The sequence below is a fragment of the Cupriavidus sp. 01T418 genome, assembly GCF_056398885.1.
Window position 1 is genome coordinate 51,657 of record NZ_JBFTQG010000038.1, and the last position, 12,849, is coordinate 64,505.

Genomic DNA, 12,849 nt, shown 5'->3' on the forward strand with positions numbered 1-12,849 from the left:
CCGGCATGCGGCGCCAGGTGCCAGTGACACCGGTACGCCGCTGCCGGCAAACCTACGCCTAGCCGTGCGCTAGAAACAGCCGGCTGACGTCGTTGAACAAGGCGAGCGAAGTCAGGAGCAAGACGCAGGCGATGCCGACCTTCTGCAGCACAGCCTGCCAATGGTCTGGTACGGGCCTGCCAGTCAAAAATTCAACGCAATAATACAGCAAATGCCCCCCATCCAATACCGGAATAGGTAACAAATTCAATACACCGAGACTGACACTGACCAACGCCAGGAAGCCGATAAAGGGCTGCCATCCGAGGTGGGCGGCACGCCCGGCGTAGTCCGCCACGGTCAGGGGCCCGCTCAGGTTCTGCAGCGACGCCTGCCCCACCAGCATCTTGCCAAGCAGTTTGAGCGACAGCGCGCTGGTGCTCCAGACCTGCCCGATAGAGCGCGTCAGCGCTTCGACCGGCTGGTAGCGCACGGTCTCCATCTCTACCGCCTGGCTCAGCGCCGCGCCCAGCTTGCCGGTGGCGGCCGCCGCTGCGCTGGCGCCTTGCGCGCCGGGCACGGTGTCCAGCTTCACCGGTACATCCAGGCGCCGGCCATCGCGCTCGATGCCGAGCGTCACCTCGGCACCCGGCTGCGCCCTGACTCCACGGATCAGCTCGCCGGCCTGCGTCAGCGGCCGCCCCTGCCAGGCCACCACGCGGTCACCCTGGCGCAGCCCGGCGCGTTGCGCGGCGGAATCCGGCAAGACTTCGGTAATGGTGACCGGGCCACCCTTGAGAGCCAGCCCCAGGATGGCAAGCGGGTCCTGTTCCGGGTTGCCGCCGGTATTCGGCAGCCGCGGCAGTTTCACCTCGCGCTCGGCGCCGTCGGCGGCGCGCACGCGCAGCACCGCGCTGGCGTCGCCGAAGCCCTGGGCGAATACGGCCATGCGCAGGTCATTCCAGGAACGCACTTGCTCGGTGTCGCCATTGGCTTCCAGCGCAAGGACGCGATCGCCCTCCCGCAAGCCCGCCGCTGCCGCCGGCGTGCCGGCAGGCGGCGCCGCGACGATGGGCGCGGCCTCCCGCATGCCACCGGCAAACAGCACGAAATACAGCACCACCGCCAGGGCAAAGTTGGCCAGCGGGCCAGCCGCGACAATCGCGAAACGCTTGCCCACCGGCTGCCGGTTGAAGGCACGCGGCAGATCCGCGGGATCGATGGCCACGTCATGCTCCGGATCGCGCTCGCGCTCGTCGAGCATCTTGACGTAACCCCCGAGCGGAATCGCGGCGATGGTCCATTCGGTCCGATCGCGCCCCCTGGACACCCAGCGCACCAGCGGCCGGCCGAAGCCGATCGAGAAACGCAGGACCTTGACCCCGCACAGGCGCGCGGCCAGGTAGTGACCCATCTCATGGAAATAGATCAGGATGCACAGGGCAGCGACGAAAGCGATTACGGTTTGCATGGCAGGCAGCTTGTCGTCAGGGGCTTATCGCCCCGATGGCACAAAGGACACACCGGCCATCAGGCCCGGCGACCGTCGGTCCGGCCTTTGCCGGAACACCGCCATTGTCGCCGATCCCGGCCGCCCCACCGCCGGAATCAGCACGAGCCCGCGGTATCCAGCAAGGCAACGGCGCGGCGGCGCGCGTCCTGGTCGGCGTCCAGCACGCCTTCCAGCGTCTCGGCGCTGCCTTGCAAGCCCTGCCCCAGCACGTCGGCCACAATGCGCGCGATGTCGGTGAAACGGACGCGGCCCTGCAGGAACGCCTCGACCGCGACCTCGTTGGCGGCGTTCAGGGCCACCGGGGCCACCCCGCCGGCACGCAAGGCGTCGAACGCCAGGCCAAGGCAGGGAAAACGCACGAGATCCGGAGCTTCGAAGGTGAGCGCGCCGGCGCGGGTGAGGTCCAGCGGCGAAACGCCAGCGTGCATGCGCTCGGGATACGCCAGTCCATAAGCGATCGGCGTGCGCATATCGGGGTTGCCGAGCTGCGCCAGCACCGAGCCGTCGGCATAGGACACCATCGAGTGCACGATGCTCTGCGGGTGGATCAGCACCTCGATGCGATCGGCGGGCGCGGCGAACAGCCAGTGCGCCTCGATCACCTCCAGCCCCTTGTTCATCATGGTGGCGGAGTCCACCGAGATCTTCCGGCCCATCACCCAGTTGGGGTGGGCGCATGCCTCGTCCGGCGTGATATCGCGCAGGGAGGCCGGGTCGCGCGTCCTGAAGGGACCGCCGGATGCGGTCAGCAGGATCTTGGACACGCCCGCGCTCAGGCGCGGATCGTCCGCCGGCAGGCACTGGAAGATGGCGTTGTGCTCGCTGTCGATCGGCAGCAGCGTGGCGCCGTGCTCACGCACGGCATCCATGAAGAGCCGGCCCGACATCACCAGCGCTTCCTTGTTGGCCAGCAGCACGCGCTTGCCGGTCCGCGCCGCGGCGAGCGTGGAGCGCAGCCCCGCAGCCCCGACGATGGCGGCCATCACCGAATCCGCCGCCGGATCGGCGGCCACCGCTTCCAGCGCGGCCTCGCCGTAGCCGACTTCGGTCCGCACGCCGTCGGCCCGAAGCAGCGCCTCCAGTTCGCGCGCCGCCTCCGCAGTGCCAACCACGGCATGCGCGGGCCGGAACTCGCGGCACAGGACGGCCAGCTTGTCGACCTGGCGGTGCGCCGTCAGCGCATGCACGGCATAGCGCTCGGGATGGCGCTTGACCACATCAAGCGTGCTGTCCCCGATCGAGCCGGTGGCACCCAGTACGGTAATTCGACGCATATCAGATCAACTCAAAGATAGATGGCCAGCAAGGCGGCCAGCGGGAATACAGGCAGCAGCGCGTCGATGCGATCGAGCACGCCGCCGTGGCCAGGCAACAACCTGCTGCTGTCCTTCATGCCGACCTGGCGCTTGAGCAGCGACTCGAACAGGTCGCCGACCACGCTGGCGATCACCAGCAGGGTCGACAGCGCCACCACGATGGCCATGCCGTTATGGTCGGCCATGCGGGAGAACCAGGTCGGGGAGAAAGTCCGGGTAGCGGCCAGCGCAAGGGCGATCACCAGGACCAGCACCCAGCCGCCGATGGCGCCTTCCCAGGACTTTCCCGGGCTGATGGCGGGCGCCAGCTTACGCCGTCCGACGGCCTTGCCGACGAAGTAGGCGCCGATATCGGCCGCCCAGACCAGCACCGCCACCGACAGCAGCACCCCGATGCCCAGCTCGCGCAGGATCAGGGTGGCCTGGCCGAATGCCGGCAGCATGAACAAACCGAGCATGGCGCCCAGCAGCGCAAAGGCCGGGGTGGCGCGGCGCACGCCCCGTGCCAGCAACATCACCGCAACGCCCCAGCAAGCCACGCCGATCTGCAGCAGCAGCGTCAGCGCGTGGCGGCCGGGGGCGTCATGCCAGGCAATCAGCGCGACCAGGCAGGCCAGCGCGTAGACATACGGCCAGGGGCCGCGCAGCCCGATCAGCCGGCCGAATTCCCAGCCCGCCAGGGCGACGATCACCGCCACCAGGCCAGCCAGCGCCGACGGCGGCGCCAGGAACAGGATCGGCAGGATCAGCAGCAACAGGCATACGGCGGTGATGACACGGGTAAGGAGCATGCGCTGCGGGCTTCCGGTGAAAAAAGGGAAAACGATCAGGCGGTGCCGGAAAGGCCGGGCGGCGCCACCACTTGCGCGCTGGTACGGCCGAAACGGCGTTCGCGCTGCCGGTACGAGGCAAACGCCTTGTCAAGCTCGGCGGCGCCGAAATCAGGCCAGAACACGTCGGTGAAATAGAGTTCCGAATAGGCCAGCTGCCACAGCAGGAAATTGCTGATGCGCTGTTCGCCGCCGGTACGGATGAACAGGTCCGGCTCGGGCGCATAGGACATGGCCAGGTGCRGGGCGAGCACGGATTCGTCGACGGCGTCCGGATCCAGCATCGGCGAGCGCTTCAGCATCTTGCGCATCGCCTGCAACAGGTCCCAGCGCCCGCCATAGTTGGCGGCGATGGTCACCGTCAGGCCGGTATTGCCGGCCGTGCGGGCCTCGCCGTCGGCGATCAGTTGCTGGATGCGCGGGCTGAAGCGGCTCAGGTCGCCAACCACCCTCACCCGGATGTTGTTGGCGTGCATCTTGACCACTTCACGCCGCAGCGCGGTCATGAACAGCCGCATCAGGAACGAAACCTCGTCGGCCGGACGGCGCCAGTTCTCGGAGCTGAACGCAAACAGGGTCAGGTACTGCACGCCACGCGCGGCGCAAGCCTCCACCACCGCCCGGACGGCATCCAGGCCACGGCTGTGGCCGGCAACGCGCGGCAGATGCCGCTGGGTCGCCCAACGGCCGTTGCCATCCATGATGATGGCAACGTGGCGGGGCACATAGGTGGCTTCGGGGACGCTGAGCGTGGAACTAATGTGATGCATGATGGGAAACGGTATCGGACACAGCGGCGACTGGCAAGCCGCCGCACTTTGCGTCACACCGTCATGATCTCCTTGTCCTTCTCGGCGACCATCTTGTCGATTTCGGCAACGAACTTGTCAGTCAGCTTCTGGACATCGTCCTGGCCGCGGCGCTCGTCGTCCTCGGAAATGGACTTGTCCTTGATCAGCTTCTTGAACTGCTCGTTGGCATCGCGGCGCAGGTTGCGCACGGCGATCTTGGCGCCCTCGGCCTCACCCTTGACGACCTTGGCGAGTTCCTTGCGGCGCTCCTCGGTCAGCATGGGCATCGGCACGCGGATGGTCTCGCCCATGGTGGACGGGTTCAGGCCCAGATCCGCATCGCGGATGGCCTTTTCGACCGCGCCAACCATCTTCTTTTCCCACGGCTGCACACTGATGGTGCGGGCGTCGGCCAGGCCAACGTTGGCCACCTGGCTGATCGGCACCGGCGAACCGTAGTAATCCACTTGCACGTGATCGAGCAGACCGGTGTGGGCACGGCCAGTGCGGATCTTGGCCAGATCGGCCCTGAACGCCTCGATGGTCTTCACCATCTTCTGCTCGGCGCTCTTCTTGATGTCGGCGACGCTCATCTTTACCTCCGAAAACGGGTAATCATGATCCCGGATGCCGGGATCGAAAATGTATGATTCTACTCTTTGCCGGAACGCATGCCACCCTTGGCGGCGGCGCACCGGCGGCCGGGCAGCGATCAGACGTGCACCAGCGTACCTTCATCCTCGCCAAGAATCACGCGCCTGAGCGCACCCGGCTTGACGATCGAGAACACCTTGATCGGCAGCTTCTGGTCGCGGCACAGGGCGAATGCCGTGGCATCCATCACCTGCAGGTTGCGCGAGATCGCCTCGTCGAAAGAGATGGTCGTGTAGCGCGTGGCGCTGGGGTCTTTCTTGGGGTCGGCCGTATAGACACCGTCCACCTTGGTGGCCTTGAGCACGATCTCCGCGCCGATTTCCGCGCCGCGCAGGGCTGCCGCGGTGTCGGTCGTGAAGAAAGGATTGCCGGTGCCGGCGGCGAAGATCACCACCTTGCCCTCCTCCAGCTGGCGGATGGCGCGCGGGCGGATGTAGGGCTCGACCACCTGGTCCATGCGCAGGGCCGATTGCACCCGGCCCACGATGTCAGCGTGGCGCATCGCGTCCTGCAGCGCCAGCGCATTCATCATGGTGGCCAGCATGCCCATGTAGTCGGCCGTGGCGCGGTCCATGCCCGCCGCCCCGCCGGCCATGCCGCGGAAAATATTGCCGCCACCAATCACCACCGCGACCTGCACGCCGAGCCTGACGATCTCGGCAATATCATTGACCATGGACTCGATGGTGGAGCGGTTGATGCCGAAGGCATCGTCGCCCATCAGGGCCTCGCCGGACAATTTCAGTAGGACGCGCTTATAGGCTGGCATATTGATCCCCGGAGCAGGTTCGGCTCGCATGATTGAGCCGGATATATGGAATGCGCCGCGGCACGGATCGGCGTGCCGCCGCTGTAAAAGCCGGTTTTCGGGGTGGCCTGGCTGCCGTGGGGCATGCGCGGCATGCGCACGGCAGGTCAGACGACTGCGGAAACGGGCTACGATGCCCGCGCCGAACGGGTAAGCGCGGCTCGGGCATGTGTGCCGAGGGGCACCTCGCGGTGCCCCTCGGCATTATACGGCGACCTGTGGAGCACCTTACCGCGTGCCCTTCCGGTCGCCCGGACTTCAGGCCTTCTGGGCGGCTGCCACCTGGGCGGCCACTTCGGCGGCGAAGTCGTCCTGCTTCTTCTCGATGCCTTCGCCAACCACGTACAGGGTGAAACCCTTGACCGTGGTGTTGACGGACTTGAGCATCTGCTCGACGGTCTGCTTGTCGTTCTTCACGAAGGTCTGGTTGAACAGCGACACTTCCTTCAGGTATTTCTGCACCGAACCGTCCACCATCTTGGCGACGATTTCAGCCGGCTTGCCCGATTCGGCGGCCTTCTGCTCGGCGATGCTGCGCTCCTTGGCGATCAGGTCGGCGGGCACGTCGGCGGACGACAGCGACACCGGCTTCATCGCTGCAACGTGCATGGCCACGTCCTTGGCGGCGGTTTCGTCACCTTCGAACTCGACCATCACGCCAATGCGGGTGCCGTGCAGGTAGGCAGCCAGCTTGCCGCCGTTTGCGTAGCGCACGAAGCGGCGGATCGCCAGGTTCTCGCCGATCTTGCCGATCAGGGCGGTACGGGTGGCTTCAACGGACACGCCGTCGATTTCCAGCGCCGACAGCGCGGCCACGTCGGCCGGGTTCTGCCTGGCGACCAGTTCGGCAACCTTGGCGGAGAACGCCAGGAAGTCGTCGTTCTTCGACACGAAGTCGGTTTCGCAGTTCAGTTCGACCAGCGCGCCGGTGGTGCCGTCGATGTAGGACACAACCACGCCTTCGGCGGTCACGCGCGAAGCGGCCTTGCTGGCCTTGTTGCCCAGCTTGACGCGCAGCAGCTCTTCAGCCTTTTCCAGGTTGCCGTCGGCCTCCGTCAGGGCCTTCTTGCATTCCATCATCGGCGCATCGGTCTTTGCGCGCAGTTCTGCCACCATGCTTGCGGTAATTGCCGCCATTTGTCACTCCTTGAATGGTTCGCCCCGGCCTGCCCGCAGTGGGTCTGGCGGGTCCGGGACCGGAGGTATGTTCAATTTCACCCGCACCGGATCATGCCAGCGGCGGATGACAACAATTCGAAAAAAGGGGGCGTAGATTCGCCCCCTTGATTGCCGGAAAGCCCCGGCTGCGCGCTGCGCACCGGCCCAGGGGCCGGTCGGCTAGCGGTGTTGTGTCAGCTTGCTGTGCGCGCGGTATGGGGTCCTTTCGGCAGCAAGTGCTCAGGCTTCTTCGACTTCGACGAAATCGTCGCCGCCGCGAGCGGCTTCCACCACGTCCTGCACGGCGTTTGCACGGCCTTCCAGGATGGCGTCGGCCACGCCGCGCACGTACAGGGCAACTGCCTTGCTCGAGTCGTCGTTACCGGGGATCACGTAGTCAATGCCTTCCGGCGAGTGGTTGGTATCGACCACGCCGATCACGGGCACGCCCAGCTTCTTGGCTTCGGTCACGGCAATCTTGTGGTAGCCGACGTCGACCACGAAGATAGCGTCAGGCACGCCGTTCATGTCCTTGATGCCGCCGATGGACTTTTGCAGCTTGTCCATTTCGCGCTCGAACATCAGCGCTTCCTTCTTGCTCATGGTATCCAGCGCGCCGGCTTCCTTGGCGGCTTCCATGTCCTTCAGGCGCTTGATCGAGATCTTGACGGTCTTGAAGTTGGTCATCATGCCGCCGAGCCAGCGGGCGTCGACGTAAGGCATGCCGGCGCGGCCTGCTTCTTCAGCCAGGATTTCGCGCGATTGACGCTTGGTGCCCACGAACAGCACGGTGCCGCGGTTTGCTGCCAGCTGACGCACGTACTTCAGCGCGTCCTGGAACATCGGCAACGTCTTTTCGAGGTTGATAATATGGATCTTGTTGCGATGGCCGAAGATGAACGGAGCCATCTTGGGGTTCCAGAAGCGGGTCTGGTGGCCAAAGTGGCAACCGGCTTCCAGCATTTCGCGCATGGTAACGGACATGAAAAATCTCCAAAAGGGTTAGGTCTGAAGTCCGCCCCGACATTCCTGAAAAGGAACACCCCGGATGGACGGACTCGCAATTTCAAACACGCAATTTCAAACACGCATTAACGCGTATTTTCGAACACGCATTTTCGAACAATACGCAGGCGCTGGGCGCCCGCGCTGGCCCACGATCGGTTGGTCACCCAGGTTGCGGCACCTGTGCGACGGGAATCCCAAAGAAAGCCAGCCCAAGATTGTAGCAACAAAACGGGACATCGCTCAAGAGGCTAACTATGATGAGAAAGGCAGGCAGGCACGGGAATGTCCGGAAGCGGCTCGCGCGGCACCGCGCGCTTGCGCCGCCCGCGCGGACCGGGCCGGTAGCCCGCGCAACCCGTTTCGGCTGCGGCTGGGGGCCGATGGTGCGATAATGCCCTTTTCAGATTCGAATTGAGGCGCAGCCAGTGGCTCCGCCGCCACTTTTGCGAGCAGCATGAGCATCCATATCAAGAACGCCGACGACATCGCCCAGATGCGCGTAGCCTGCCGGCTGGCCTCCGAGGTCCTCGACTACATTACCCCCTTCGTCAAGCCGGGCGTCACCACCGGTGAACTCGACCGGCTTTGCCATGCCTATATGCGCGATGTGCAGCGCACGGTGCCTGCGCCGCTGAATTATGCGCCCCCGGGCTATCCGCCCTTCCCTGGCGCCATCTGCACTTCGGTCAACGACGTGATCTGCCACGGCATCCCGGGCGAACGCGTGCTGAAGTCCGGCGATGCGGTCAATCTCGACATCACGGTGATCACCAAGGAAGGCTATTACGGCGATACCAGCCGCATGTTCATCGTCGGCGAGGGCTCGATCCTGGCCAAGCGCCTCGCGCAAATCACTTTCGAATGCATGTGGAAGGGCATCGCCCAGGTGCGCCCGGGCGCCCGTCTCGGCGATATCGGCCATGTGATCCAGGTCCACGCGGAAGCCGCCGGCTATACCGTGGTGCGCGAATACTGCGGCCACGGCATCGGCAAGAACTTCCACGAGGACCCGCAGATCCTGCATTACGGCCGCCCCGGCACCGGCATGGAAATCCAGGCCGGCATGATCTTCACGATCGAGCCGATGGTCAACGCCGGCAAGCGCGACATCCGCACCATGCCCGACCACTGGACGGTCAAGACCCGCGACCGCAGCCTGTCGGCGCAATGGGAGCACTCCATCCTGGTGACCGAGACCGGCTACGACGTGCTCACGGTCTCCGCGGGCACGCAGGCCCCGCCTGCCTTCATCACCGATTCTGTCGCAGCCTGACGCTACGGGCGCCAAAGTTGGCGCCCTTCTTGTTTCAGCCGTCCCTTCGATGCCCCACGCCCAAGCCATGGACGCCACGCCGGAACTCCTCCTCGCCACCCGTGTTCGCGATCGGCTCAAGGCTGACAAGCAAGCCCTGTTCGAGGACTTCAACGCGCACGGCCACGTCGGACACCTGCTGACGCGCCTGCGGCGCGCGGTCGACACGGCGCTGGTCGAAGCGTGGCGCGGTCTCGGCCTGCCGGCGCAAAGCGCGCTGGTGGCCGTGGGCGGCTACGGGCGCGGCGAGTTGTTCCCGCATTCCGACGTCGACGTGCTGCTGCTGCTGCCGTCGGAACCCGACCAGGACACCACCGGCAAGCTGGAGAAGTTCATCGGGCTGTGCTGGGACCTGGGACTGGAAATCGGCTCCGCCGTGCGTACCGTGGACGACTGCATCCGCGAATCGCGCCAGGACGTGACCATCCAGACGTCCTTGCTCGAAGCGCGCCTGCTGACGGGAAACCGCGCGCTCATCTCCCAGTTGCAGACGCGCTACCAGGCCGACCTGGACCCGCGCGCCTACTTCCAGGCCAAGCTGCTGGAAATGCGCCAGCGCCATGCCAAATACCAGGACACGCCCTACTCGCTGGAACCCAACTGCAAGGAAAGCCCCGGCGGCCTGCGCGACCTGCAGGTCATCCTGTGGATGACCAAGGCGGCGGGGCTTGGCGACAGCTGGAAGGAGTTGTTCGAGCGCGGGCTGCTGAGCGAGCGCGAAGCGCAGGAACTGGCGCGCAACGAGCGCCTGCTCAAGACCATCCGCGCGCGCCTGCACCTGGTGGCCGGACGCCGCCAGGACGTGCTGGTATTCGACCTGCAGACCGCGTTGGCCGAGGCCTTCGGTTACCGCCAGAACAACAACAAGCGCGCCAGCGAGCAGCTGATGCGCCGTTATTTCTGGGCGGCCAAGGCGGTCACGCAGCTCAACAGCGTGCTGCTGCTCAATATCGAGGCCATGCTGTTCCCCAGCGAATCCAAGGTCACGCGCGTCATCAACGAGCGCTTCGTGGAACGCCAGGGCATGCTGGAGATCACCAGCGACGATCTCTACGAGCTCGAGCCGCACGCGATCCTGGAAACCTTCCTGCTGTACGAGCGCACGCCCGGCGTCAAGGGCCTGTCGCCCCGCACGCTGCGCGGCCTGTACAACGCCCGCACGGTAATGAATGCCGGCTGGCGCAACGATCCGGAAAACCGCCGCCAGTTCCTTGCCATCGTGCAGGAGCCGCTGGGCATCACCCATGCGCTGCGGCTGATGAACCAGACCAGCGTGCTGGGCCGCTACCTGATCAACTTCCGCCGCATCGTCGGGCAGATGCAGCACGACCTGTTCCACGTCTACACGGTGGACCAGCACATCCTGATGGTGGTGCGCAATATGCGCCGCTTCGCCATCGTCGAGCACACGCACGAATTCCCCTTCTGCAGCCGGCTGATGGCCACCTTCGACCGCCCCTGGGTGCTGACGGTGGCGGCGCTGTTCCACGATATCGCCAAGGGCCGCGGCGGCGACCACTCCAAGCTCGGCACGGTCGATGCACGGCGCTTCTGCAGGCAGCACGGCATCAAGCGCGAGGATGCCGACCTGATCGCCTGGCTGGTCGAGCATCACCTGACCATGAGCCATGTGGCGCAGAAGCAGGACCTGACCGATGCGGATGTGGTGCATGCCTTCGCCCGCGTGGTCGGCACCGAACGCTACCTGACCGCGCTCTACCTGCTGACCGTGGCCGATATCCGCGGCACCAGCCCCAAGGTGTGGAACGCGTGGAAGGGCAAGCTGCTGGAAGACCTCTACCGCATCACGCTGCGTGTGCTGGGCGGCGCCCGCGTCGATCCGCATTCGTTGTGGGCACAGCGCAGGGACGACACCATCGCCCAGCTGCGGCTCAAGGCATTCGACCCGGAACTGGGCAAGCCGCTGTGGGCGCAGCTCGACGTGGCCTTCTTCCTGCGCCAGGATGCGCGCGACATCGCCTGGCTCACGCGCCAACTTTACAACAAGGTGGACAGCCCCACGCCGGTGGTCAAGGCGCGCGTGTCGCCCGCCGGCGAAGGCCTGCAGGTGGCGGTCTACATCAAGGACCAGCCCGACGTGTTTGCCTGCATCTGCGGCTATTTCGAACGCAAGAGCTTCTCCATCCAGGAAGCCAAGATCCACACCACCCGGCACGGCTACGCCCTGGATACGTTCCAGGTCACCGATCCGGGCATCAGCAGCGATGCCAGCGGCAACTACCGCGACATCATTGCGCTGGTCGAGCACGAGCTGGCCGGGCGCCTGCAGCAGCAGGCCGCCCTGCCGGAACCCGCCCGGGGACGGCTGTCGCGCCAGTCGCGCAGCTTCCCGATCAAGCCGCGTGTCGACCTGCGCGCCGACGAGCGCGGCCAGTACTACCTGCTGTCGCTCTCGGCCAACGACCGCACCGGTCTTTTGTACGCCATCTCGCGCGTATTGGCCAAACATCGCATTTCGGTGCATACCGCCCGCATCAACACGCTCGGCGAGCGGGTGGAAGACGTTTTCCTGGTCGACGGCAGCCGCCTCGCCTCGGATAACAAACTGCAGCTACAGCTTGAACAGGACCTGCTGGCGGCGCTGGCCATCTAGGCCGGACGCCCCACATAGAAGATATGACCGATAGCAATTCGCCCAAGCGCAAGACGCTGGGCATCAAGGCCGCCTCCGACACCAATACCCGCAAACCCGGCGCCACCCGGCCCGTGCGCGTGTCGGACCTGAACCGCGGGCGCGTGCGCGCCGTGGTCGATGGCATCAAGCAGGCACAGGAGCGCGGCGGCGAGCGCTCGCGCAAGAAGGCGGAAGACGGCGCCCAGCGCCCGCCGCGCGGCCCACGCCCCGGCGAAGGCCAGGATCGCCCGCGGCGTTTCGGCGCGGGCGAAGGTCAGGATCGTCCCCGTCGCTTTGCCGGCGAAGGCAATGATCGTCCGCGCAACTTCGGTCCCGGTGAAGGCCAGGACCGCCCCCGCCGTTTCGCCCCCGGCGAAGGCCAGGACCGTCCGCGGCGTTTCGGCGCAGGCGAAGCTCAGGATCGTCCCCGTCGCTTTGCCGGCGAAGGCAATGATCGTCCGCGCAACTTCGGTCCCGGTGAAGGTCAGGACCGCCCCCGCCGTTTCGCACCCGGCGAAGGCCAGGACCGTCCGCGGCGTTTCGGCGCAGGCGAAGGTCAGGATCGTCCCCGTCGCTTTGCCGGCGAAGGCAATGATCGGCCGCGCAACTTCGGTCCCGGTGAAGGCCAGGACCGTCCACGCCGTTTCGCCCGCGGCGAGGGCCAGGAYCGYCCGCGGCGTTTCGGCGCAGGCGAAGGTCAGGAYCGTCCCCSTCGCTTTGCCGGCGAAGGCAATGATCGTCCGCGCAACTTCGGTCCCGGTGAAGGCCAGGACCGTCCACGCCGTTTCGCACCCGGCGAAGGCCAGGACCGTCCGCGGCGTTTCGGCGCAGGCGAAGGTCAGGAC

Annotated in this window: 10 protein-coding genes and 1 pseudogene; 2 read left to right on the forward strand and 9 right to left on the reverse strand. The window is 65.9% G+C overall.

The window, feature by feature from the left end:
• Positions 1 to 58: 58 nt before the first annotated feature.
• From rseP to rpsB, 8 genes are all read right to left on the reverse strand, one after another.
• On the reverse strand, positions 59 to 1,450 hold the full coding sequence (gene rseP / locus AC1DQ3_RS27465) for an RIP metalloprotease RseP (protein WP_477123303.1): 1,392 nt from the start codon (positions 1,448 to 1,450) through the stop codon (positions 59 to 61).
• Between the two features lie 137 nt (positions 1,451 to 1,587).
• On the reverse strand, positions 1,588 to 2,766 hold the full coding sequence (gene ispC / locus AC1DQ3_RS27470; protein ID WP_477123304.1) for a 1-deoxy-D-xylulose-5-phosphate reductoisomerase: 1,179 nt from the start codon (positions 2,764 to 2,766) through the stop codon (positions 1,588 to 1,590).
• An 11-nt stretch (positions 2,767 to 2,777) separates the two neighbouring features.
• Entirely contained in the window at positions 2,778 to 3,599 is an 822-nt protein-coding gene (locus tag AC1DQ3_RS27475) for a phosphatidate cytidylyltransferase (protein WP_477123305.1), read from the reverse strand.
• Between the two features lie 35 nt (positions 3,600 to 3,634).
• On the reverse strand, positions 3,635 to 4,408 hold the full coding sequence (locus AC1DQ3_RS27480) for an isoprenyl transferase (protein ID WP_477123306.1): 774 nt from the start codon (positions 4,406 to 4,408) through the stop codon (positions 3,635 to 3,637).
• 53 nt (positions 4,409 to 4,461) lie between these two features.
• Positions 4,462 to 5,022, reverse strand: a complete 561-nt coding sequence (frr, locus tag AC1DQ3_RS27485) for a ribosome recycling factor (RefSeq protein WP_477123307.1) — start codon at positions 5,020 to 5,022, stop codon at positions 4,462 to 4,464.
• A 119-nt stretch (positions 5,023 to 5,141) separates the two neighbouring features.
• Entirely contained in the window at positions 5,142 to 5,852 is a 711-nt protein-coding gene (gene pyrH, locus AC1DQ3_RS27490; protein WP_477123308.1) for a UMP kinase, read from the reverse strand.
• Between the two features lie 297 nt (positions 5,853 to 6,149).
• Complete coding sequence (gene tsf, locus AC1DQ3_RS27495; RefSeq protein WP_477123309.1) at positions 6,150 to 7,028, reverse strand: translation elongation factor Ts; 879 nt, start codon at positions 7,026 to 7,028, stop codon at positions 6,150 to 6,152.
• A gap of 261 nt (positions 7,029 to 7,289) precedes the next feature.
• The gene (rpsB, locus tag AC1DQ3_RS27500) at positions 7,290 to 8,033 is read right to left on the reverse strand and encodes a 30S ribosomal protein S2 (RefSeq protein WP_477123310.1); all 744 of its coding nucleotides are present in this window, start codon (positions 8,031 to 8,033) and stop codon (positions 7,290 to 7,292) included.
• A gap of 475 nt (positions 8,034 to 8,508) precedes the next feature.
• Here rpsB and map point away from each other — a divergent pair.
• Together map and AC1DQ3_RS27510 are read left to right on the forward strand one after the other, a co-directional pair.
• A pseudogene (gene map, locus AC1DQ3_RS27505) lies at positions 8,509 to 9,330 on the forward strand (type I methionyl aminopeptidase); the annotation flags it as partial.
• Positions 9,331 to 9,397: 67 nt separating this feature from the next.
• Positions 9,398 to 11,983 (forward strand): [protein-PII] uridylyltransferase, encoded by a 2,586-nt coding sequence (locus AC1DQ3_RS27510; RefSeq protein ID WP_477123318.1) that lies wholly within the window; start codon positions 9,398 to 9,400, stop codon positions 11,981 to 11,983.
• Here AC1DQ3_RS27510 and AC1DQ3_RS27515 read toward each other — a convergent pair.
• A partial coding sequence (locus AC1DQ3_RS27515) for a hypothetical protein (protein ID WP_477123311.1) occupies positions 11,980 to 12,849 on the reverse strand: 870 nt, incomplete at its 5' end. The two genes, AC1DQ3_RS27510 and AC1DQ3_RS27515, sit on opposite strands and share 4 nt — an antisense overlap.